The organism is Pseudomonas sp. E45-MNA-CIBAN-0222 (assembly GCF_040310405.1).
Taxonomy (GTDB): Bacteria; Pseudomonadota; Gammaproteobacteria; order Pseudomonadales; family Pseudomonadaceae; genus Stutzerimonas; species Stutzerimonas stutzeri_AC.
Genome location: NZ_JBEOPU010000001.1, coordinates 619466 through 641182, shown reverse-complemented (window position 1 = coordinate 641182; position 21717 = coordinate 619466). Strand labels below are relative to the sequence as shown.

The following is a 21717-nucleotide window of genomic DNA, read 5'->3' as shown; positions in this document are numbered from 1 at the left end:
GGATCGCCGTTCGAGGAGTCGACATGAGCGTCCGAATCTTGCTGCTGCTAAGCGTATTCCTGGCTCCGGGCGTGATGGCGGCTGAGGCCGACCCGCTGCAATCGGTGATGTGGGAATATCACCACAAGGGTTTGCTCAATGGCGAGCCTTACGTGTTCGACGAACGCGTGCAGGTCCAGGTGCCACCTTTCGCCGAGGATTCCCGCCAGGTGCCGGTGCATATCGATGCCCGAGCCCTGGGCGATGAGGTAGTACGGGTCGAGGCATGGGCCGACCTCAACCCGATCCCGCGTATCTTCACTTTCACGCCCGGCAACCAGGTGTTGCCGCTGGTGGCCATTCGCATTCGCGTTGAACAGGCGACGCCGATTCGCGCCGCCGTGCTCACCCGCGATGGTGTCTGGCATATCGGTTCAGCCAAGGTCGATGCCGCTGGCGGCGGCTGTACGGCACCAAGCGTGGTGCGCGCACAACTTGGCTGGGAAGATCGCCTTGGCGAAGTCATTGGCGGGCGCTTCGCTCGCGGCGACTTCAGTCGACTACGTCTGCAGGTCTCTCATCCCATGGATAACGGCCTGGTTGGCGGCATCCCCGAGTTCTTCCTCAATCAAGCCGAGCTGCGCGATGCGGACGGCCAGGTGCTGGCGGAGCTGGAGCTGTATCCCGCTGTCAGCGAAAACCCCAGTTTGAGCCTGGAAGTGAAGGGCAGCCAGGACACCCGCTTGTGGCTACGCGACAACAATGGAAATGAGTTCGAAGCCGCTCTCTAGCCCCGCGCCCGCTGTCTTGACTGCACTACCAGTCCGCAACCCAAGCCAAGGAGGCGTCATGCGCCCGTTCATGCTGATCTTCGCGCTCTGCCTGACGCTGCCCGTGCAGGCCGAGCTGCGTTATGCCTTAGAGCCCCGGCAGATAGCCGATGATGTCTGGCTGCTGGAGGGTTCGACCGACAACTTCGACAAGCGTAATGGTGGCAATATCGTCAATACGGGGTTCATCGTCACGGATGACGGCGTGGTGGTGATCGACAGCGGGCCGTCCAAGCGTTATGGCGAGGCGATGCGCGCGGCGATCACAGGCGTTACCGATCGGCCGGTGATCAAGGTCTTGCTCACCCATCACCACCCCGATCACGTGCTGGGCAACCAGGCTTTTGCCGATGTACCCATCGCAGCACTGCCTGGTACCACCGAGTTGCTGCGCGAGCAGGGCAATGCCATGGCGGAGAACATGTACCGCCTGGTCGGAGACTGGATGCGTGGTACCGAGGTGATACTGCCGAGCGAAACGCTGGAGCCCGGCACGGTGCAGATCGGGAGCCGCACGCTGCGTCTGCTGGCGCTGCGTGGTCATACCGGCGCCGACCTGGCAATTCTCGATGAACGTAGCGGCGTACTGTTCGCTGGCGACATCCTCTTCTATCAGCGCGCGCTGACCACACCGAATAGCCCAGGCCTGGATATCTGGCTGGCCGATCTCGACACCCTGAAGGCGCTGCCTTGGAAGCTGCTGGTAGCTGGGCACGGCCCGGTGGCCGACGACGCCGAGCCGTTCGAACAGATGCGCGACTATCTCGCTTGGCTGGACGGCCTTTTGCGCGACGGCGCGAGCAACGGCGCAGACATGAACGAGGTGATCCAGAGTGCGATCCCTGAGCGTTTCGCTGGCATCAGCCTGACCCGCTACGAACTGATTCGCAGTGTCAGCCATCTGTATCCGCGTTACGAAGCCATGACGCTGCCGCGCGTCGACGAGTGAAGGCGCGCTTCAGGCGCGCCGGGTTGCCGTGGACAGCCGTTACTGCAGTTGCAACTGATCGCCACGCTCCTGCTGCCAGTCGTCCAGGCTTGGTGCCGCTTCTTCGCCATCCATGCGATGGATGATCGTGAAATAGTCCTGCTTGAATCGGTCCTGCATGATTTCACTGCGGCTTCTGACACGTACGGCGAAGATGCTCTGCACGTTCTGATGATCGAAGTCGCGCCAGTATTGCTCGTCCTTCAACAGGCGATAGCGGTGATTCTCCATCGCCGCGATCACCGCTGCGCTGTCGAGTTTGCCGGCACGTTGCGCGGCAGCCGCCCATTGCTGAACGATCCCGTACGCCGAGGCGGCCGTGCTGCCGGGGTATGCCTGGTGCTGCGCGATGTAGCGATCGACAAAGGCCTGGCCCGCGGCGCTTTCGACCAGCTTGGGTACGCGCCAGGTCCAGGCCTCGGTGCCGATGACATGTTCCATCACCATCGGACCGGCCTGCTCGACGATGCTCTGCGTGAGATTGGGCACGATGATTTGCATGCGCTTGCCCAGATCCAGGGTTTGCGCCAGACGCATGGTCTGCACCAGATCCTCGCCCAGCAGCACGATCACCAGTACATCCGCCTCGCTGGCGGCGGCTTTCTGCAGGGCGGCCAGGTATTCACCGCGTCGTGCGCCGCGCTCGGCGATTTTCGAGTAGCCGTGGCGTGCGCGGTCGCGGCTCTTGGTCGCTTCGCGCAAGGCCTGCTCCATACTGCGCCCCCACGCGTCGTCGAGGCTGATGTAGTGATAGCGCCGGTTGGGCATGTGCCAGCTGAGGTACTCGCCGAGCACGCGTGCGCTCATCCAGGCGCTGTTCGATTCACGGAACAGATGACGATGACCGTCACGCCCGGTGATCTCGTTGGCGTAGCCGAGCGTAGGGAAGTAAAGCAGCCCGAGTTCGCGAGCACGCTGGCCGGCTGAAAGTGCTTCCTCGCTGTTGGCGCCGCCGAACACCATCGACGCGCCCTGGCTGGCGAATCGCTCGACATTGGCCTGCGCTTTTTCCGCACGGGCTGCCGAGTTGAGGCTGACCAACTCCAGCGGCCGGCCCAGCACACCGCCCCCCTGGTTGATCTGTTCGACGGCGAGCATGGCGCCACGGCGTAGCTCCAGCCCTTCGGACTTGTAGTTGCCGGTACTGGGGTAGTTGAGGCCGAGGCGAATCGGTTTGGCTGCGTGGGCGGCCGTGAAAGTAAGCAGCGCGAGGGCGATGACCAGGGTAGGGCGCAACATGGCTCGTATCCTTCTGAGCAAGGGGACGTCCGTTTTAGGGTCTGAGCGGGGCTTGCGGAATAGTCTTTTCCGGCTGGATGGCTGCGACTTCGGTGCCACTAGCGACCGTTAGCGAGCAGCAAAAGCAGGGTTTGCGGTGCTTGCGGGGGAGTATTGCTACCAAGGGAGTAGGGAAATCGGTACTGCGGGCAATTGTTGGCGAGGCGGTGCAAACCAAGAATCAACAACAGACCGGGAAAATTTCCCGGCATAACAATGAACCCGCAGAGGTAGCCGCAATGAAGCACACCGGTCTTCGCAAGCCCTTCGCCTTGACGGCGCTATGCGCCGCGGTGGCGATGTCCAGCCTGCACGCCTGGGCCGTAACCGACCAGGAAATCCTCGACGACGCCAAGTCCACCCATCAGATCGTCACCAACGGTCTGGGCTTGCAGGGCCAGCGCTACAGCACCCTGGATACGTTGAACACCAATAACATCAATCAGTTGCGACCGGTTTGGGGCTTCTCTCTCGGTGGTGAAAAACAGCGCGGCCAGGAAGCACAGCCGCTGATCAAGGACGGCGTGATGTACATCACCGGCTCCTATTCGCGGGTCTACGCGGTGGACGCCCGCACGGGCAAGGAGCTGTGGCAGTACGACGCGCGCCTGCCGGACGGCATCATGCCGTGCTGTGACGTGATCAACCGCGGCGTCGCGCTGTATGACGATCTGGTTATTTTCGGCACTCTGGATGCCAAGCTGGTCGCCCTCAACAAGGACACCGGCAAGGTTGTCTGGAAGAAGACGGTTGCCGATTACAAGGCTGGCTACTCGCTGACCTCTGCACCGCTGGTGGTCAACGGCAAGCTCATCACCGGAGTATCCGGTGGTGAGTTCGGCGTGGTCGGCAAGATCGAGGCGTACAACCCGAAGAACGGCGATCTGCTGTGGACCCGTCCGACCGTGGAAGGGCACATGGGCTACGTCTGGAAGGACGGCAAGAAGGTCGAGAGCGGCATCTCCGGCGGCGAAGCCGGCAAGACCTGGCCGGGTGATCTCTGGAAGACCGGTGGCGCCGCGCCCTGGCTGGGCGGTTATTACGATCCGGATACCGATTCGCTGCTGTTCGGCACTGGTAACCCGGCGCCGTGGAACTCGCACCTGCGCCCTGGCGACAACCTGTACTCATCTTCGCGACTGGCACTGGACCCGAACGACGGCTCGATCAAGTGGCATTTCCAGTCCACCCCGCATGACGGCTGGGACTTCGACGGTGTGAACGAGCTGATCTCCTTCGACTATCAGGAGGGTGGCAAAACCATCAAGGCAGCCGGTACTGCGGACCGCAACGGCTTCTTCTACGTATTGGATCGCACCAACGGCAAGTACATCCGCGGCTTCCCGTTCGTGGACAAGATCACCTGGGCCAAGGGACTGGACGCGAACGGCCGCCCAGTGTTCGACGAAACTCACCGCCCAGGTAACCCCGGTGATGCGGACAAGGGCAAGTCCGTGTTCGTCGCACCGTCCTTCCTGGGCGGCAAGAACTGGATGCCAATGGCCTACAGCCAGGACACCGGTCTGTTCTACGTGCCGTCCAACGAGTGGGGCATGGATATCTGGAACGAAGGTGTCGCCTACAAGAAGGGGGCTGCCTACCTGGGGGCGGGTTTCACCATCAAGCCGCTCAACGACGACTTCATCGGTGTACTGCGCGCCATCGATCCGAAAACCGGCAAGGAAGTGTGGCGCTACAACAACTACGCCCCGCTGTGGGGCGGTGTGTTGGCCACCAAGGGCAACCTGGTGTTCACCGGCAACCCCGAGGGCTACCTGATGGCTTTCGACGCCAAGACCGGCAAGAAAGTCTATGAGTTCAACACCGGCTCGGGCGTGATCGGTTCTCCGGTTACCTGGGAAATGGACGGCGAGCAGTACGTCTCCGTTCTGTCCGGCTGGGGTGGTGCGGTACCGCTGTGGGGCGGTGAAGTCGCCAAGCGGGTGAAGGAATTCAACCAGGGCGGCATGCTCTGGACCTTCAAGCTACCGAAGGATCAGGTCGCCAAGCGCTGATCAGTCTGCGTGGCGGAAACCCGGCGAGCGTCGGGTTTCTGCAAACTGAACCCCGGTCATCATGGCCGGGGTTTTGTCGTTCTGGCGCCCAGGCAAAGGCTGTTCATGCGTGGCGATAGGCGCTGGGCGTAACGCCCACTTCGCGGCGGAATACCTGGGAGAAGTGGCTCGGGCTCGAATAGCCCACCTCCAGTCCGATGTCGATGACGCTGCGCTGCGTCTCGATCAGCAGCCGACGTGCCCGCGCCATGCGCAGGCCGATGAAGTACTGCGACGGCGAGAGCCCGGTGGCACGTTTGAACATTCGGCTGAAGTGGTATTCGCTCAGCTCGGCGTTTCGTGCCAACTGAGCGAGACTGAAATCGTCGGCCAGCTGTGCATCCATTGCCTCGATCACCCGGCGCAGCTTGTAGGCCGGCAAGGCATTGCTGCGCCGGACGGCGTCTTGCGGAGCCCGATAGTGGCGTACCAGATGCACGGCAAGTGCCTGAGCCAGGCTGCGAATGCAGAGCAGGCTGGGCTGACGCTGGTCGAACAGCTCGTGATGCAGCTTTTCCATCAGCCAGCGAACCGTTTCATCGTGGGTGCCGGAGACATCCAGCAAGGCAACTGCAGTGCTCTGCGGACCGAGCAGCTCCCGTCCTGCCTGGTCGATGAGCGGCAGGCCGAGATACAGGTGCATCACCTCGAAGCGCTCACCCTCCAGCGTCTGCCAGCGCATCTCGTAAGGCTCGTGGGTATCGGTCAGGAAGAAATCGCCGGCCCTGACGGTTGCCGCACTCCATTGGCCGCCCGGCGTACGTTCCTCTACTCGTGCTGCACCGGCCAGTACCAGCACCAGCAGCGGCTCAACCACCGCCGGCACCCGTATCGGCTCGATGATCGTGCGATGGCTGAAGAGCTGAACCACCACGTCCTGCATGGGCAGCTGCAAAACCGTCGCCCGCGTTTCACCAGGCAGGTAATGACTCATCGTCTGGGCCGGGGCGCGGCGGGCATCTGACGGGGGCGGGGTATCGGGTGGCCGAGGCACGTGGGACTCCAGGACAAAACCGCAAGCGGCTGGCGTCGATAGCCTAGCGCAGTGGTTGTCTGATGCTGCCGCTTCAAGGGTATTTACGGATCATCCCTACGCTGGCGAATGGACGCGCGAGCCGTAGGGTGGGCTTCAGCCCGCCGCCCAGCCGTGCGGTCTTTGGTGGGCTGAAGCCTACCCTGCAGGTGCCTGCATGCCTCACTGCTGCGCGCAAGACTCCGACAGCCAGCGCAAGCCCGCGAAAGCCGGGGGCGCCACGATGAGCAAGACTGAACCTGTCGATAACCAAGGCGCCCATGGCGCAATCCATACCGGAGGAAATCAGCATGAGCAATTCGAAGCACAGCGTTATAGAGGAAGTTGCAGGCAAGGTCGCGCTGGTCACCGGTGCCGCCAGTGGCATCGGCAAGGCTATCGCCTTGCTGCTGCACGAGCGAGGTGCCAAGGTCATCGCCGAGGACATCGACCCGGCGGTCGAGGCGCTCGCCCGGCCGGGGCTGGCGCCGCTGCAGGCCGACATCACCGAAGATGGCGCAGCAGAACGCGCGGTGGGCCTGGCCATCGAGCATTTCGGCCGGCTGGATATTCTGGTCAACAACGCCGGCATCATCATTAACAAGCTGGTGGTGGACATGACCCGCGAGGACTGGGAGCGCATTCAGGCCGTAAACGCCACGGCGGCCTTCCTGCATTGCCGCGAAGCGGTCAAGGCGATGATGCCCAACCGCTCGGGGGCGATCGTCAATATTGCTTCCTACGCGTCATACTTCGCCTTTCCGACCATTGCCGCCTATACGGCCTCCAGGGGCGCGCTGGCGCAGCTGACTCGCACGTTGGCGCTGGAGGTGATCGAACACGGCATCCGGGTCAACGCCATCGGCGTAGGCGATGTTGTGACCAACATCCTCAACGACGTGGTCGAGGACGGCCCAGGCTTTCTCGCGCAGCATGGGCAAGCCGCGCCCATCGGGCGTGCGGCGCAACCGGAGGAGATCGCCGAGATCGTCGCTTTCCTGGCGTCGGAACGGGCTAGCTTCATGGTGGGGGCGGTGGTCATGGCCGATGGCGGCATGACGGTGACAGCCGGCTGAGGCCGCTGTGCAGAAACACGAACCCCGCCAGTAGGCGGGGTTCGGTGCTTTACGTAGACGGGCGCTGGATCAGTCTTCCAGCGAGCCCATCGCGGTGGTGTTGAAGCCACCGTCGACGTAGAGGATTTCGCCGCTGATGCCCGAGGCGAGATCCGAGCAGAGGAACGCACCGGCATTGCCGACTTCGTCGATGGTGACGTTGCGGCGCATGGGCGTCTGCTTCTCGTTGGCAGCGAGCATCTTGCGGAAGCTGGCAATGCCGGAGGCGGCCAGGGTGCGGATCGGGCCGGCGGAGATGCAGTTTACGCGAGTGCCTTCCGGACCGAGGCTACCGGCCAGGTAACGAACGCCAGCTTCCAGGCTGGCCTTGGCCATGCCCATCACGTTGTAGTTCGGCATGGTGCGCTCGGCGCCCAGATAGGACAGGGTCAGCAGGCTGCCATTGCGGCCTTTCATCATTTCGCGCCCGGCCTTGGCCAGAGCGACGAAGCTGTAGGCGCTGATGTCGTGAGCGATCTTGAAGCCTTCACGGGTGGTGACTTCGGTGAAGTCGCCATTGAGTTGGTCGCCGGGAGCGAAGCCGACCGAGTGCACGATGCAATCCAGGCCGTCCCACTTCTTGCTCAGTTCTTCGAATACGCGGGCGATCTCTTCATCGTTTGCAACATCGCAGGGGAAGCACAGCTCAGGGCTCGAGCCCCAACCGGAAGCGAATTCCTCGACGCGACCCTTGAGCTTGTCGCCCTGGTAGGTGAAAGCCAGTTCTGCACCTTCGCGATGCATGGCGGCGGCGATGCCCGAGGCAATCGACAGTTTGCTGGCAACGCCGACGATCAGTACGCGCTTACCGGTGAGAAAACCCATGTGCTTGTCCCTCTTCTGGTTGTTCGGCAGAGCTGGGTGCCATGAAGGCGGATTCCAGCAGCTGCTGTGTATATGGATGTTGCGGTGCCGCAAAAATGTCCGCGGCCGCACCCTGTTCCACTACCTGCCCCTGCTTGACCACCATCATCTGGTGGCTGAGCGCCCTGACCACCGCCAGGTCATGGCTGATGAACAGGTAGGTCAGGTTGTATTTGGCCTGCAACGAGCGCAGAAGCTCCACCACCTGGCGTTGTACCGTGCGATCGAGCGCCGAGGTCGGCTCGTCGAGCAGTATCAGCGCCGGCTTCAAAACCAGAGCCCGGGCAATGGCAATACGTTGCCGTTGCCCGCCGGAAAACTCATGGGGGTAGCGATGCCGGGTTTCCGGATCGAGGCCAACCTCCACGAGCGCGTCAATGATTGCCTGTTCCTGCTCCTTGGCATTGCCCATCCGGTGGATGTGCAACCCTTCGCCAATGATCTGCCCGACCGACATACGTGGGCTCAGGCTACCGAAGGGGTCCTGAAAGACCACCTGCATCTGCCGCCGCAACGGCCGTACCTGGCGCTGCGACATGCTTTGCAGTTGCTGGCCCTGGAAGCGGATCTCGCCCCGACTACCCAACAATCGAAGAATAGCCAATCCCAGCGTGGACTTGCCGGAGCCGCTCTCGCCGACGATACCCAGCGTCTGCCCCTTGGGCAGGCTGAAGTTCACACCGTCCACCGCCTTGATGTGGTCGACGGTGCGTCGCAGCAGCCCTTTCTTGATCGGGAACCACACGCGCAGGTCGTCGACCTCAAGCAGCGGCGCTGCCTCTTCGACCGTAACAGGACCGCCACTGGGCTCGGCCGCCAGCAGTTCCTGGGTGTACGGATGCTGAGGGGCGCGGAACAGATCTTCACACAACGCCTGTTCGACGACGCGACCGCGCTGCATGACACATACGCGATGGGCAATGCGCCGAACCAGGTTGAGATCGTGGCTGATCAGTAGCAGCGCCATGCCCAGGCGGGCCTGCAATTCCTTGAGCAGCTCGAGGATTTTCAGCTGCACGGTGACGTCGAGGGCCGTGGTCGGTTCGTCGGCGATCAGCAGCTCCGGTTCGTTGGCCAGCGCCATGGCGATGACCACCCGTTGCCGCTGTCCGCCCGACAGCTCGTGCGGGTAGGCGCGGATGCGTTTGTGCGGTTCGGGGATACCGACCAGCTCGAGCAGTTCCAACGTCCGGGCGCTGGCGGCCTTGCCGCGCAAACCTTTGTGAATCTCCAGCACCTCGTTGATCTGCTTGCCCACGGTATGCAGCGGGTTGAGCGAGGTCATTGGTTCCTGGAACACCATGGCAATGCGATTACCACGAATTTTGCGCATGTCCTTTTCGTCGGCCTTGAGCAGGTCTTGGCCGTGGAAAAGGATCTGCCCTTGCGGATGGCGGGCGAGGGGGTAGGGCAGCAGCCGCAGGATGGAATGCGCGGTTACCGACTTGCCTGAGCCGCTCTCGCCGACAAGGGCCAGGGTTTCTCCCTTGCGGATGTCGAAGGTGACGCCTTCGACGACACGCTGGGTTTGCTCACCGGTGACGAACTCGACGGCCAGATCGCGGACCTCGACCAGATTCTCGGCTATCGGTTGTTCGGGCATGTTATTTCCTTGGGTCGAAGGCATCGCGCGCCGCCTCCCCGATAAACACCAGCAAGGTCAGCATCACCGCCAGCACCATGAAGGCACTGATGCCCAGCCAGGGCGCCTGCAGGTTGGCCTTGCCCTGGGCGACCAGTTCACCGAGCGACGGCGAACCGGCCGGCAGGCCGAAACCGAGAAAGTCCAGCGCGGTGAGGGTGCCGATGGCGCCGGTGAGAATGAACGGCATGAAGGTCATGGTGGAAACCATGGCGTTGGGCAGGATATGACGGAACATGATCGCGCCGTTCTGCATGCCGAGGGCGCGCGCGGCTCGCACGTACTCAAGGTTGCGGCCGCGGAGGAATTCCGCACGCACCACGTCTACCAGACTCATCCAAGAGAACAGCAGCATGATGCCCAGCAGCCACCAGAAATTGGGCTGCACGAAGCTTGCGAGAATGATCAGCAGATAGAGCACCGGCAGGCCCGACCAGATTTCCATGAAGCGCTGCCCGACCAAATCGACCCAGCCGCCATAGAAACCCTGCAGGGCGCCGGCAATGACGCCGATCACCGAGCTGATCAGCGTCAGGGTGAGGGCGAACAGGACCGAGATACGAAAGCCGTAAATGACTCGTGCCAGTACGTCGCGCCCCTGGTCGTCCGTGCCGAGCCAGTTCTCCAGCGAGGGCGGGGCCGGCGCGGGCACCTGCAGCTCGTAGTTGATGCTCGAATAGTTGAAGGGAATCACCGGCCAGACCATCCAGCCGTCCTTCTCAGCGATCAACTCCTGGATGTACGGGCTCTTGTAGTTGGCCTGCAACGGGAATTCGCCGCCGAATGCCGTTTCTGGATAACGCTTGAACACCGGGAAGAACCATTCGCCGTCATAACGCACGACGATAGGCTTGTCATTGGCAATGATTTCCGCGCCGAGGCTGAGCCCGAACAGGGCAAGAAAGATCCATAGCGACCACCAGCCACGCTTGTGTGCCTTGAACAGTGCAAGCCGGCGCTGATTGAGGGGAGACAACTGCATCTCAGGCCTCCCTGCTTTCGAAATCGATACGTGGGTCGACCAGGGTATAGGTCAGGTCGCCGATCAGCTTCACCACCAGCCCGAGCAGGGTGAAGAGAAAGAGGGTGCCGAACACTACCGGATAGTCACGGTTGATTGCTGCCTCGAAGCTCAGTAGACCAAGGCCGTCTAGGGAGAAGATCACCTCGATCAGCAGTGAGCCGGTGAAGAACATACCGATGAAGGCAGCCGGAAAGCCGGCGATGATGATCAGCATGGCATTGCGGAATACGTGGCCGTAGAGCACGCGATTCTTACTCAAGCCCTTTGCGCGTGCCGTGATCACGTACTGCTTGTTGATCTCGTCGAGGAAGCTGTTCTTGGTCAGCAGCGTAAGCGTCGCGAAGTTGCCGATCACCAGCGCGGTGACGGGCAGGGCAAGGTGCCAGAAATAATCGATGATCTTGCCGCCCAGGGTCAGGTCTTCGAAGTTGGCCGAGGTCAGCCCGCGTAGCGGAAACCAGTTCCAGTAACTGCCGCCGGCGAACAGCACGATCAGCAGGATGGCGAAGAGGAACGCCGGGATGGCGTAGCCAACGATGATCGCCGAGCTGGTCCAGACGTCGAACTTGCTGCCGTGCCGCGTGGCCTTGGCGATCCCCAGCGGAATCGAGGCCAGGTACATGATCAGCGTGCTCCACAGCCCTAACGAAACGGAGACCGGCATCTTTTCGATGATCAGGTCGGTGACCTTGGCGTCACGAAAGAAGCTCTCGCCGAAATCCAGTCGCAGGTAGTTGCTGAGCATGATCCAGAAGCGCTCGACTGGCGGCTTGTCGAAACCGTACAGACGCTCGATCTCGGCGACCAGTTCGGGGTCCAGGCCTTGAGCGCCACGGTAGCTGGTGCCTGCGACCGCGACCTCCGAGCCGCCGCCAGCGATACGGCTGGTAGCGCCTTCGAAACCCTCGAGTTTGGCGATCGCCTGCTCCACCGGTCCGCCAGGCGCGGCCTGAATGATGATGAAGTTGATCACCAGGATGCCGAACAGTGTGGGGATTATCAGCAGCAGTCGGCGAAAAATGTAAGCCAGCATGCTTAGCGCTCCGCCTCGGCGTCATCGTCCGCCATGGCGCCAGCTTCTTCAGCCTTCTTCGCCTCAGCGGGATCGGCTGCTGGAACTTTTGCATCAGGTTTGCGCCACCAGGTCATCAGGCCGATATCCTGCTTGGGCGTAACCTCGGGATGAGTCAGGTGATTCCAGTACGCCACTCGCCAGGTCTTGATATGCCAGTTGGGCACGACGTAATGGCCCCACAGCAATACTCGGTCGAGGGCGCGGGTGTGGGTAATCAGCTCCTTGCGCGAGTCGGCACCGATCAAGCCTTCGACCAGAGTGTCGATTGCCGGGTCCTTCAGGCCAATGAAGTTGCGGCTGCCTGGATTGTCGGCGCTCGCCGAGTGCCAGTATTCGCGCTGCTCATTACCCGGGGAGTTGGATTGACCGAAACCACTGACAATCATGTCGTAATCACGCGAACGCAGCCGGTTGATGTACTGCGATACGTCGACCCGGCGAATTTCCAGATCGATGCCGAGGTCAGCGAGATTGCGCTTGTAGGGCAATAGCACGCGTTCGAACTCGGCCTGCACCAACAGGAACTCCAGCTTTACCGGTTTACCCTCGGCATCCACCATTTGGTCGTTCTCGACCTTCCATCCCGCCTCGGTCAGCAATCGGTACGCCAGGCGCTGTTGCTCGCGAATCACGCCGTTGCCTTCAGTACGAGGCAAAGCGAAAGACTTGTCGAATACCTCGTCCGGTATCTTGCCGCGCAATGGCTCAAGGATCTTGAGTTCGTCCTGATCTGGCAAATCGGAGGAGGCGAGCTCGGAATTGTCGAAATAGCTGCGAGTACGGGTATATGCGCCGTTGAACAGCTGGCGATTGGTCCATTCGTAGTCGAACAGCAATCCCAGGGCTTCGCGAACACGGCGATCCTGCAGTTGTGGGCGGCGAATATTGAAGATGAACCCCTGCATGCCGGTTGGGTTGTGGTTACGAATTTCATCTTTGACGATGCGCCCGTCCCTCACGGCCGGAATGTCGTAAGCGGTCGCCCAATTCTTCGCACTAGTCTCGAACCAATAGTCGAAGTGCCCGGCCTTGAAGGCCTGCAACGCAACGGTGTTGTCACGGTAATAGTCGAAGTTGATGCGGTCGAAGTTGTAGAAGCCGCGATTTACCGGCAGATCCTTGCCCCAGTAATCTTCGACGCGGGCATAGCGAATCGAGCGGCCTGCCTGGACCTTGTCGACGCGGTAGGGGCCACTGCCCAGCGGGACTTCCAGGCTTCCTGTGGTGAAGTCCTTTCCTTCCCACCAGTGCTTTGGCAGCACCGGCAGCTGCCCGAGAATCATAGGCAGTTCGCGATTGCCGGCGTGCTTGAAATCGAAACGCACCCTTCGAGGGCTCTCGGCGGTAACCTTGTCTACATCGGCGTAGTAACCACGATAATGCGGTGCGCCCTGACTCATCAGCGTTTCGAAGGTGAACACCACGTCTTCGGCTTTCACAGGTTCGCCATCGTGAAAGCGAGCCTCCGGCCGCAAATGGAAACGCACCCAGCTGTTGTTCGGTCCTTTCTCGATTTTCTCTGCCAGCAGGCCGTAGACGGTGAAGGGTTCGTCGAGGCTGTTGGTGGTCAGGGTGTCGTAGATCAGGCCGACGTCATCGGCTGCTACACCCTTGTTAATGAAGGGGTTGAGCGAGTCGAAGCCGCCGAAACCCGCTTGGCGCAGCGTGCCGCCCTTGGGGGCATCCGGGTTGGCATACTCGAAATGGCTGAAATTGGCCGGGTACTTCGGTTTTTCGTCATACAGCGTCAGCGCGTGGCGGGGGGCGGCCTCGGCCAGGCTTGCCATGCAAACCAGGCTCAGTAGCCCGGCGCGGAGCAGCGGATGGCGCAGTCGGTTATTCATTTGGTCTTCTCCAGGCTCTTCAGCCACCAGGCGCGCAAACCCAGCGTGTAGGGCGGCGTGGTGACATGGGCGAACCGATTTCGGTAGGCCAGGCGGTGGTTACTGATGAACCAGTTTGGAATGGTGTAGTGGTTCCAGAGCAGCACCCGGTCGATGGCGCGGGCTGCTGCGACCTGCTCGTCGCGTGTTTGCGCGGCGAGCAGTTTGGCGATCAGGTCATCGATGATCGGGTTGGCGATGCCGGCATAGTTGCGTCCGCCTCTGACGTCGACCTGGCTGGAGTGGAAATAAAGGTATTGCTCCAGACCTGGGCTCAGGCTCTGCGCGAGCGTCATCAGAATCATGTCGTAGTCGTAATGATCGAGGCGCTGCTTGTACTGGGCGCTGTCGACGGTGCGCAGATTGGCCTGGATGCCGATACGGGCGAGATTCTCGACATAGGGTTGGAGAATGCGCTCGAGACGCGGATTGACCAGGAGGATCTCGAAGCGCAGTGGCTGGCCAGCGCTGTTCAGCAGACCCGCATCCGATGCCTTCCAGCCTGCTTCGGCGAGCAGGCCGAGTGCTCGGCGCAGCGTTTCACGGGGAATGCCCCGGCCTTCGGTTTTAGGAAGCTGGAACGGCTCAGTGAACAATTTTGCCGGCAGCTGCTTGCGATAGGGCGAGAGTAAAAGCCACTCACCGCCTTCTGGCTTGCCGGTCGCAGTGAAGTCACTGTTGGGGTAATAGCTTTCGCTGCGGTTGTAGGCGCCGTAGAACAACGCGCGGTTGGTCCATTCGAAGTCGAACATCAGACCGAGGGCTTCCCGGACGCGGCTGTCGGCGAAGGTTGCCCGGCGGCCATTCATGAACAGTGCCTGGGTCTGGGTCGGAATTTGGTGAAGGATTTCGTCGCGAATGATTTCACCGCGCATTGCCGCGGGAAATTGATAACCGTTGGCCCAGTTCTTGGCCTGATGTTCGATGTAGAAGTCGAATTCGCCGACCTTGAAGGCTTCGAAGGCCACGACGCTGTCGCGGTAGAACTCGACATCTACCCTGTTGAAGTTGTATTTGCCCTGATTGACCGCAAGCTTGGCGCCCCACCAGTCCCGCACGCGCTCGAACACTACCTGTCGGCCGGGCTGTACGTGGGTGATGCGATAGGGGCCACTGCCTAGCGGCGGTTCGAAGGTGGTGGCCTTGAAGTCACGATCTTTCCAGTAGTGCTGCGGTAATACCGGCAACTCGCCGAGACGCATGATCAGCAGCGGGTTATCGGCCTGCTCGAAAACGAAGCGGATGCGGTGGCGATTGAGAATGTCGACCCGCTTCACGCCTTGCAGGTTGGTGCGGTACTGCGGGTGACCATCCTTGATCAGCAACCGGTAAGAAAAGGCGACGTCGTACGCTGTGATTGGCTTGCCATCATGGAAGCGGGCCTCCTTGCGCAAATTGAAGACCACCCAGCTGTTGTTATCGCTGTGCTCCACCGACTCGGCAATCAGGCCGTAGCTGGACGCGGGTTCGTCCCCGGATGGATCGTAGATCCCAGTGCCAACCATCAGCGGTTCGTTCAGCTCGCTGATGCCATATTGCAGGAATCCAGGAGTAGCGCTCGGACTGGTACCCTTGAAGGTATACGGATTGAGGGTGTCGAACGTACCGGACGCCATCAGTTTGATCCGCCCGCCCTTAGGCGCACGCGGATTCACCCAGTCGAAATGGGTAAAGGAGGCTGGATACTTGAGGGTGCCGAACTGCGCATAACCATGGCTTTCGCTGATGGTGGCGAGGGCGGGAAAGCTCAAGGCCAGGCAGGTCATTAACAGTAGCAGGGGTCGCATCAGACGGGGGATCCGATCCTTGGCGCTTACGGGCTTCTCGGGCCGGTACAGTAACAGCTTGTATGCGCTGGAAAAAGGCCGGGCAACTCGGGCAAACTGCCGGTCATTTCCCCTAATGGCATTGTGCAGAGGTGGCCTCTTGGATGTACGTGCCCAGGGTCTACAGGCGTGGGTCGACCGCCTGAATCAGTCTGAGCTTCCCGCGCTGGCGTCTGTGGTAAAGGACCTTCAGCGCCTTGCCGTACATGAGCATGCCTCAGTGCAGCAGCTCGCCGATGTGCTGCTACGCGATGCCTCACTGACGTCCAAAGTGCTCAGGGTAGGCAATAGCAGCTATTACAACCCGTCGCAGGAAACCATCAAGACGATTTCCCGGGCCATCGTGATGATCGGCTTTGAGAACGTGCGCTTGATCAGCCTGTCGGTCACGCTTATCGACAGTCTGCTCGAGCGGGCTCCGCGGGAACAGCTACTGGAACTGCTGGCGCGCTCGTTTCATGCGGCGGTACAGGCACGCAACATCGCTGGCTACGTACTTTCCCGTCATGAGGAGGAGGTGTTCATCGCGGCGCTGCTCTACAACGTCGGTGAGCTGGCATTCTGGGGGTGTGGCGGTGATCAGGTGGAGGAGCTGGCTCTGCAGCTTGCGCAACCTGGTATCAAGGCTGACGAAGCGGTGCAGAGCGTGTTGGGCACGAGTTTCAGGCAACTCAGCCTGGGGCTGGTAAGGAGCTGGAATCTCGGCGAGCTGACCAGTCTTGCCCACAGCCAGGCGGCCGGCAACGATCCGGCCGCGCGCGCCGTGGCGCTGGGTGTGCAGATCAGCGAGGCCGCACTCGGGGGTTGGGAGTGCGAGCAGATGGCGGTGCTGACCAAGGCCGTCGCGGAGTTCACCGGGGTGAATGAGGAGGACGCTCTGCAGCAGATCCTGGCCAGCGCCGACGAAACCGTACAGGTGGCGACGACATTCGGCGCCAGCCGCCTGGGCAGGCTCATTCCAAGTACCGATCCAGAGCAGATTCGCATGCAGCAGGCCCAGCGCAAGGCGTCCTTGCTGCAGCCCGACCTATTGCTCATGCAGCAGTCACTACAGGACCTGGGGCTGATGGCTACCGGCGGCGGTGACGCTGGGCTGATTCTGCACACGCTGCTTAAGGGCTTGCACCGCGGGGTTGGGCTGGAGCGAGTGATGGTTGCGGTCCTGGCGGATCAGCAGACGCGCTTCAAAGTGCGCTGCGCGCTTGGTGAAGGGAGCGATCGCTGGCTGCAAAGTTTTGTGCTGCCCGCTGATCAACCTGAGCAACCCCATGTGTTCAGCTATGCGCTGCGCCATCGCCAGTCGTTGTGGATGGGGGTGCCGGCAAGCTACAACCTTGCTGATCTGGTAACCCAGCCGTTACGTCAGTGGCTAGGTGACGGGATGTTCTTCATCGCACCGCTGATGGCGGGCACCCGTGAAATTGGCGTGCTTTACGGCGACTGCCGGCTTTCGGGGCGGGCGCTGAAACACGAGCAATTCGTCGCGTTCCAGCGTTTCACCCAGCTGACCGGTCGCTGCCTGGATGCTTTGGGCAAACGCCCGGCTGGGTGAGCGATGGTGAACCGTTAGTTGGGGAGGTAAAGCGTCAGGAGCTGGCCAGGGCGCAGCACATTCGTACCTTTCGGATTCCAGGTCTTCAGGTTGGTCAGCTGCACGTTGAAGCGCTTAGCGATCTGATATAGCGAGTCGCCTTTCTGGACCTTGTAATAAGTAGGGGAATTGCCCTTGGTTTCGGCCTTGGCTTCTGTCGGGCCTTGCAGGAACAGTGCTTGGCCAACCTTGAGCTGGCTGCCCGACAGCTTGTTCCAGCGCTGCAGGTCGCGAACCGATACGCGCTGTGCCTTGGCGATGTCCCAGAGGTTGTCGCCAGACTTGACTCGGTAGCTGCGCGGTGCCGACGCTGGCTGGCGCGCTACGGCATGCAGCAGTTCTCGCGAGGCCCCGGCGTCACCGCTGGTTGGAATGCTCAGTACCTGGCCGATGCGCAGCGTATTACTGTCGAGCCGGTTGACGTCGCGAATGATGTTGACTGTCAGATGATGTCGGTTGGCGATGCCACCCAGCGTGTCGCCTGCGCGGACCTGATACTGCTTCCAGTCGACCAAATCCTGCGGTTTCATCAGGGCCAGGTTGGCGGCCAGCATTTCTGCCTTTTCCATTGGCACGAGAAGCTGCTGCGGGCCATCCAGCGTGATGCGGCGGGTAAAGGCGGGGTTCAGCTGATACAGCTCGTCCTCATCCAGGTCAGCGAGTTTGGCCACTCGGGCCAGGTCCATGCGTTGTTTGAGTGCAATGACTTCGAAGTAGGGTTCATTGGCAATCGGGTTGAGGTTGATGCCGTAGGCTTCGGGGGTTTCGATCAGCTGCGACAGCGCGAGTAGTTTCGGTACGTAGTCACGAGTTTCACGCGGCAACGGCAGGTTCCAATAATCGGTAGGCAGCCCCAGCTTCTGATTGCGCTCGATGGCGCGGCTGACTGTACCTTCCCCTGAGTTGTAAGCTGCCAGTGCCAGCAACCAGTCGCCATTGAACAGGCCGTGCAGATAACTCAGATAACGTAGCGCGGCGTTGGTCGACGCCGTGATATCGCGGCGGCCGTCGTACCAGTTGGTCTGACGAAGATTGAAGTGACGACCCGTCGAGGGGATGAACTGCCAAAGCCCAACCGCATGAGCTGGGGAATAGGCAAAGGGGTCGTAAGAGCTTTCGATAATTGGCAGCAGTGCCAGCTCGAGAGGCATGTCGCGCTCTTCGAGCCGCTCGACAATGTAATGAATGTAGGGACTGCCGCGCTCGCTGGCGATCTCTATCGACTGAGGGCGGCTGGCGAAGAGCAATCGCTGCTGTTCGATGCGAGGATTGCTGTCGAGGTGCTCTTGAAGCTTGTAGCCCTCACGAATACGTTCCCAGATGTTTTCATGCTCGGCGACGGCCGTAGTGTCCGTCAGCCAGATGGGTTCCTGTGCCACCGGCACCGCCACGCGTCTAGTCTGTTCGCGCGTGTCGTCACGCACGGCGTTACTCTGACAGCCCGCTAGGGCTACGCATATGGCTAGAGCCAACGCCCGACCAGAGGCTGCCAAGGCGTCCGGTTCTAGGCGTTTCTTGGGAGCTGGCGGCATTGGCTGGAATCTTCCCCGGAAACAAAATTCGGGGGATTCTAGGAACGCACCCTGGTGGGGTCAAGTTTGCACGCCCCGTTTCGGGAACCTGTCGACCTTGTCAGAAATGATCTTTCCATGCGCGCAAAGCCGCAAAAACTGCGACTTCGCCGTCAAGCTTGCTGCCGCTGTGTTCGCTCGCTGCGTGCTGGACAGCCGCTACGTTGCTGCGCAGGAAGGGGTTGGTGGCGCGTTCGATGCTCATCTGCGAGGGCAGGCTGAAACGGTTCGATTCGCGCAGTTCGGTGACTTCACGCACGCGCTTTTCAACATCCGGGTTGCCTGGTTCCACTGCCTGGGCAAAGCGCAGATTGCTCAACGTATATTCGTGGGTGCAGTAGACGAGGGTGTGTTCTGGTGTGGCTGCCAAGCGCTGCAGCGAATTGAACATCTGCTCGGGCGTGCCTTCGAACAGGCGACCACATCCAGCCGCGAAGAGCGTGTCGCCACTGAGCAACCAGGGCTGTTCGGCATCAGCATGAAAATACGCGATATGTCCGAGCGTATGGCCTGGAACCGCTATGACCTGCAGGCCCTGGCCGAGCACCTGAATGTGCTGGCCATCGCTCAGTGCCTCGTCACGCGAGGGAATCTTTTCCGCTGCGGGCCCGTAAACACGAGCGCCAGTCAGTGCCTTGAGTCGTTCGACGCCACCAACGTGGTCGTGATGATGATGGGTAACGAGGATGTCGCTGAGCTGCCAGGCCGGGTGATCGCGGAGCCAGTCCAGGACCGGCGCGGCATCGCCGGGGTCGACGGCGGCGCAGCGTTGCGTTGCATCGTCCTGAAGCAACCAAATGTAGTTGTCGGTGAAGGCGGGCAGGGCTTCGATCTTCAACATGTGCGGGTCGCCAATTGGGTGACAAAGGCGCATCCTAGCAGTCCCATGGGAAAGTTGAACCCGAGCGATCTCAGCGCCGTACAGACCTGCACGACGAACGGAGCCGACCGATGAAAGATCGACCACCCGCCCAAGGCAGCGATCACTGGCTGTCCATGATCAACCAGGCATCCGACTGGTTCGAGGGTCCGCTGGGCCAGCAGTTGCTTGCTCAGGAAAAGCACATCCTCACTGAAGAACTGGCGCGTTGTTTCGGCAGCTACCTGGTGCACAACGGTCCTTTTGGCGGAGAGCCGGTGCAGCCGGAGAACATCAAGCGCAGTGTGCGCCTTGGGGCGCCACTGCCGGGCGTGGAAATTCACTGCGAGGAGCAGGCTTGGCCGCTTGGTGAGCACGCCGCTGATGTGGTGGTGTTGCAGCATGCTTTGGACTTCAGTCTGTCCCCCCATGGATTATTGCGTGAAGCGGCGCGTGGCGTGCGTCCGGGCGGTCATCTGCTGATCGTCGGCATCAATCCCTGGAGCGCTTGGGGTCTGCGCCATCTGGTCTCCCGCGAGGCGTTTCGGCAGGCCCGTTGCATTCGCCCGTCGAGGGTTGGGGACTGGCTGAATCTACTGGGATTCGCACTGGAGAAACGCCGCTTCGGATGCTATTGTCCGCCGCTTTCTTCGAGCGACTGGCAGGCGCGGTTGTCTCGTCTGGAGTCCGTTGGGCAGCAGTTGCAGGCACCCACTGGCGGCTTCTACCTGTTGGTGGCGCGCAAGTTGATGATCGGTCTGCGGCCCTTGCGTCAGGAGCGCCGCGAACGCATGGGCAAGTTGTTACCGATGCCCGTCGCCAAGGTCAGCCGCCGCGAAGCCGAACAGCACCGACTCCCTTGAAGACCCGACCTGCCGTCAGACAGAGTAAGCAATCCAAATGAGCGACGACTGGGTCGAGATCTATACCGACGGTGCCTGCAAGGGCAATCCTGGCCCGGGCGGCTGGGGGGCCCTTCTTATATATAAGGGCATCAAGCGAGAGCTCTGGGGCGGCGAGCCTGATACCACCAACAATCGCATGGAGCTCATGGCGGCCATTCAGGCGCTTACCGAGCTAAAGCGTTCGTGCAAGGTTCGCCTGGTCACCGACTCGCAGTATGTGATGCAGGGCATCAATGACTGGATGCCCAACTGGAAGAAGCGTGGCTGGAAAACGGCAAGTAAGCAGCCGGTGAAAAACGCCGATCTTTGGCAGCAACTCGACGAGCAAGTCAACCGCCATCAGGTGAGCTGGGAATGGGTCCGTGGTCATACCGGCCATCCGGGCAATGAGCACGCCGACCTGCTGGCTAATCGCGGCGTAGTGCAGGCCAAACGACAACCGATTGTGTAAGTGAGCGAAACGACATGCGCAGCGTAGTGCTGGATACTGAAACCACCGGCATGCCGGTGACCGATGGCCACCGGATCATCGAGATTGGCTGTGTCGAGGTCATCGGCCGCCGCCTGACCGGGCGGCACTACCACGTCTATCTGCAACCTGATCGTGAAGTGGACGAGGGCGCGATCGCCGTTCACGGCATCACCAACGAGTTTCTGACCGATAAGCCGCGCTTCCGCGAAGTTGCCGACGAGTTCTTCGAATTCATCAAGGGTTCGCAGCTGGTCATCCACAACGCAGCGTTTGACCTTGGTTTCATCAATAACGAGTTTGCTTTGCTCGGTCAGCAGGACCGTGCCGAGATAACCGATCACTGTTCGGTGCTCGATACCCTGTTGATGGCCCGCGAGCGCCACCCCGGGCAGCGCAACAGCCTCGATGCGCTGTGCAAACGCTACGGTGTGGACAACTCGGGCCGCGACCTGCACGGGGCGTTGCTCGATGCCGAGATTCTTGCCGACGTCTGGCTGACCATGACCGGCGGGCAGACCAATCTGTCCCTCGCTGGTGATGGAGAAAGCTCCGATGGCGGGCGACAGCAGCCCAGTCCGATCCGGCGGCTGCCGGCCGATAGACCGCGCACCGCGGTGCTACGTGCCAGCGAGGAGGAGCTTGCCGCGCACGTGGCGCGCATGGCAGCGATCGAGAAAGCGGCGGGCGCCACGCCGCTGTGGGCTCAGCTCGAAGGCTGAAGCTTGTGACATTGCAGGCCAGAACGGCGA

General features: G+C 61.2%; 18 protein-coding genes. 8 read left to right on the top strand and 10 right to left on the bottom strand.

Annotated elements, in window-relative coordinates:
- Nucleotides 1–23: 23 nt before the first annotated feature.
- A complete protein-coding gene (locus tag AAEZ08_RS02840; RefSeq protein WP_500123671.1) occupies nucleotides 24–770 on the top strand; it encodes a quinoprotein dehydrogenase-associated SoxYZ-like carrier in 747 nt (248 codons plus the stop codon).
- Nucleotides 771–828: 58 nt separating this feature from the next.
- Nucleotides 829–1758: a quinoprotein relay system zinc metallohydrolase 1 gene (locus AAEZ08_RS02835; protein ID WP_500123670.1), complete on the top strand. Its 930-nt coding sequence runs from the start codon at nucleotides 829–831 to the stop codon at nucleotides 1756–1758.
- Nucleotides 1759–1797: 39 nt separating this feature from the next.
- On the opposite strand, the gene AAEZ08_RS02830 is transcribed toward AAEZ08_RS02835, so the two are convergent.
- Nucleotides 1798–3036: an ABC transporter substrate-binding protein gene (locus AAEZ08_RS02830; RefSeq protein WP_500123669.1), complete on the bottom strand. Its 1239-nt coding sequence runs from the start codon at nucleotides 3034–3036 to the stop codon at nucleotides 1798–1800.
- Between the two features lie 278 nt (nucleotides 3037–3314).
- Here AAEZ08_RS02830 and AAEZ08_RS02825 point away from each other — a divergent pair, with 278 nt between their 5' ends.
- Complete coding sequence (locus tag AAEZ08_RS02825) at nucleotides 3315–5090, top strand: PQQ-dependent methanol/ethanol family dehydrogenase (RefSeq protein WP_058064523.1); 1776 nt, start codon at nucleotides 3315–3317, stop codon at nucleotides 5088–5090.
- A gap of 103 nt (nucleotides 5091–5193) precedes the next feature.
- On the opposite strand, the gene AAEZ08_RS02820 is transcribed toward AAEZ08_RS02825, so the two are convergent.
- Nucleotides 5194–6063 (bottom strand): helix-turn-helix domain-containing protein, encoded by an 870-nt coding sequence (locus AAEZ08_RS02820; protein WP_500123668.1) that lies wholly within the window; start codon nucleotides 6061–6063, stop codon nucleotides 5194–5196.
- A gap of 389 nt (nucleotides 6064–6452) precedes the next feature.
- On the opposite strand from AAEZ08_RS02820, the gene AAEZ08_RS02815 reads away from it, so the two are divergent.
- Nucleotides 6453–7217: an SDR family NAD(P)-dependent oxidoreductase gene (locus tag AAEZ08_RS02815; RefSeq protein WP_500123667.1), complete on the top strand. Its 765-nt coding sequence runs from the start codon at nucleotides 6453–6455 to the stop codon at nucleotides 7215–7217.
- Between the two features lie 69 nt (nucleotides 7218–7286).
- Here AAEZ08_RS02815 and fabI read toward each other — a convergent pair whose 3' ends face one another.
- From fabI to AAEZ08_RS02785, 6 genes are read right to left on the bottom strand one after another with little or no spacing between them, the layout of a single operon-like run.
- Complete coding sequence (gene fabI, locus AAEZ08_RS02810; RefSeq protein WP_003282073.1) at nucleotides 7287–8081, bottom strand: enoyl-ACP reductase FabI; 795 nt, start codon at nucleotides 8079–8081, stop codon at nucleotides 7287–7289.
- Complete coding sequence (locus AAEZ08_RS02805; RefSeq protein WP_500123692.1) at nucleotides 8062–9708, bottom strand: ABC transporter ATP-binding protein; 1647 nt, start codon at nucleotides 9706–9708, stop codon at nucleotides 8062–8064. The genes fabI and AAEZ08_RS02805 overlap by 20 nt, the downstream gene beginning before the upstream one ends.
- Nucleotides 9709–9724: 16 nt before the next feature.
- Entirely contained in the window at nucleotides 9725–10744 is a 1020-nt protein-coding gene (locus tag AAEZ08_RS02800; protein ID WP_003282070.1) for an ABC transporter permease, read from the bottom strand.
- Nucleotide 10745: 1 nt separating this feature from the next.
- Nucleotides 10746–11819 carry a microcin C ABC transporter permease YejB gene (locus AAEZ08_RS02795; RefSeq protein WP_003282069.1) on the bottom strand — a complete coding sequence of 358 codons (1074 nt, stop codon included), beginning with the start codon at nucleotides 11817–11819 and terminating at the stop codon, nucleotides 10746–10748.
- A gap of 2 nt (nucleotides 11820–11821) precedes the next feature.
- Nucleotides 11822–13705 carry an extracellular solute-binding protein gene (locus AAEZ08_RS02790; RefSeq protein ID WP_058065768.1) on the bottom strand — a complete coding sequence of 628 codons (1884 nt, stop codon included), beginning with the start codon at nucleotides 13703–13705 and terminating at the stop codon, nucleotides 11822–11824.
- Nucleotides 13702–15531, bottom strand: coding sequence for an extracellular solute-binding protein (locus AAEZ08_RS02785; protein WP_102820065.1), 1830 nt, complete (start codon nucleotides 15529–15531; stop codon nucleotides 13702–13704). The genes AAEZ08_RS02790 and AAEZ08_RS02785 overlap by 4 nt, the downstream gene beginning before the upstream one ends.
- Before the next feature lie 139 nt (nucleotides 15532–15670).
- Here AAEZ08_RS02785 and AAEZ08_RS02780 point away from each other — a divergent pair, with 139 nt between their 5' ends.
- The gene (locus tag AAEZ08_RS02780; RefSeq protein WP_181066553.1) at nucleotides 15671–17122 is read left to right on the top strand and encodes an HDOD domain-containing protein; all 1452 of its coding nucleotides are present in this window, start codon (nucleotides 15671–15673) and stop codon (nucleotides 17120–17122) included.
- Nucleotides 17123–17136: 14 nt separating this feature from the next.
- On the opposite strand, the gene AAEZ08_RS02775 is transcribed toward AAEZ08_RS02780, so the two are convergent.
- Together AAEZ08_RS02775 and gloB are read right to left on the bottom strand one after the other, a co-directional pair.
- Nucleotides 17137–18693 carry a lytic transglycosylase domain-containing protein gene (locus AAEZ08_RS02775; RefSeq protein WP_500123666.1) on the bottom strand — a complete coding sequence of 519 codons (1557 nt, stop codon included), beginning with the start codon at nucleotides 18691–18693 and terminating at the stop codon, nucleotides 17137–17139.
- Between the two features lie 100 nt (nucleotides 18694–18793).
- Nucleotides 18794–19573 (bottom strand): hydroxyacylglutathione hydrolase, encoded by a 780-nt coding sequence (gene gloB / locus AAEZ08_RS02770; protein ID WP_102820067.1) that lies wholly within the window; start codon nucleotides 19571–19573, stop codon nucleotides 18794–18796.
- Nucleotides 19574–19683: 110 nt separating this feature from the next.
- Here gloB and AAEZ08_RS02765 point away from each other — a divergent pair, with 110 nt between their 5' ends.
- Genes AAEZ08_RS02765 through dnaQ form a run of 3 tightly spaced genes read left to right on the top strand, consistent with a single transcriptional unit; the run spans nucleotide 19684 to nucleotide 21687 of the window.
- A complete protein-coding gene (locus AAEZ08_RS02765) occupies nucleotides 19684–20454 on the top strand; it encodes a class I SAM-dependent methyltransferase (protein WP_058065772.1) in 771 nt (256 codons plus the stop codon).
- 37 nt (nucleotides 20455–20491) lie between these two features.
- Nucleotides 20492–20947 (top strand): ribonuclease HI, encoded by a 456-nt coding sequence (gene rnhA, locus AAEZ08_RS02760; protein WP_181066555.1) that lies wholly within the window; start codon nucleotides 20492–20494, stop codon nucleotides 20945–20947.
- Nucleotides 20948–20961: 14 nt separating this feature from the next.
- Nucleotides 20962–21687: a DNA polymerase III subunit epsilon gene (gene dnaQ / locus AAEZ08_RS02755; RefSeq protein WP_058065774.1), complete on the top strand. Its 726-nt coding sequence runs from the start codon at nucleotides 20962–20964 to the stop codon at nucleotides 21685–21687.
- Nucleotides 21688–21717 lie beyond the last annotated feature (30 nt).

Coding starts and splice junctions, on each gene's coding strand:
- rnhA (WP_181066555.1), top strand. CDS start 20,492: ATGAGCGACGACTGGGTCGAGATCTATACCGACGGTGCCTGCAAGGGC.
- AAEZ08_RS02840 (WP_500123671.1), top strand. CDS start 24: ATGAGCGTCCGAATCTTGCTGCTGCTAAGCGTATTCCTGGCTCCGGGC.
- AAEZ08_RS02830 (WP_500123669.1), bottom strand. CDS start 3,036: ATGTTGCGCCCTACCCTGGTCATCGCCCTCGCGCTGCTTACTTTCACG.
- dnaQ (WP_058065774.1), top strand. CDS start 20,962: ATGCGCAGCGTAGTGCTGGATACTGAAACCACCGGCATGCCGGTGACC.
- AAEZ08_RS02765 (WP_058065772.1), top strand. CDS start 19,684: ATGAAAGATCGACCACCCGCCCAAGGCAGCGATCACTGGCTGTCCATG.
- AAEZ08_RS02790 (WP_058065768.1), bottom strand. CDS start 13,705: ATGAATAACCGACTGCGCCATCCGCTGCTCCGCGCCGGGCTACTGAGC.
- gloB (WP_102820067.1), bottom strand. CDS start 19,573: ATGTTGAAGATCGAAGCCCTGCCCGCCTTCACCGACAACTACATTTGG.
- AAEZ08_RS02815 (WP_500123667.1), top strand. CDS start 6,453: ATGAGCAATTCGAAGCACAGCGTTATAGAGGAAGTTGCAGGCAAGGTC.
- AAEZ08_RS02825 (WP_058064523.1), top strand. CDS start 3,315: ATGAAGCACACCGGTCTTCGCAAGCCCTTCGCCTTGACGGCGCTATGC.
- fabI (WP_003282073.1), bottom strand. CDS start 8,081: ATGGGTTTTCTCACCGGTAAGCGCGTACTGATCGTCGGCGTTGCCAGC.
- AAEZ08_RS02785 (WP_102820065.1), bottom strand. CDS start 15,531: ATGCGACCCCTGCTACTGTTAATGACCTGCCTGGCCTTGAGCTTTCCC.
- AAEZ08_RS02820 (WP_500123668.1), bottom strand. CDS start 6,063: ATGAGTCATTACCTGCCTGGTGAAACGCGGGCGACGGTTTTGCAGCTG.
- AAEZ08_RS02775 (WP_500123666.1), bottom strand. CDS start 18,693: ATGCCGCCAGCTCCCAAGAAACGCCTAGAACCGGACGCCTTGGCAGCC.
- AAEZ08_RS02800 (WP_003282070.1), bottom strand. CDS start 10,744: ATGCAGTTGTCTCCCCTCAATCAGCGCCGGCTTGCACTGTTCAAGGCA.
- AAEZ08_RS02795 (WP_003282069.1), bottom strand. CDS start 11,819: ATGCTGGCTTACATTTTTCGCCGACTGCTGCTGATAATCCCCACACTG.
- AAEZ08_RS02835 (WP_500123670.1), top strand. CDS start 829: ATGCGCCCGTTCATGCTGATCTTCGCGCTCTGCCTGACGCTGCCCGTG.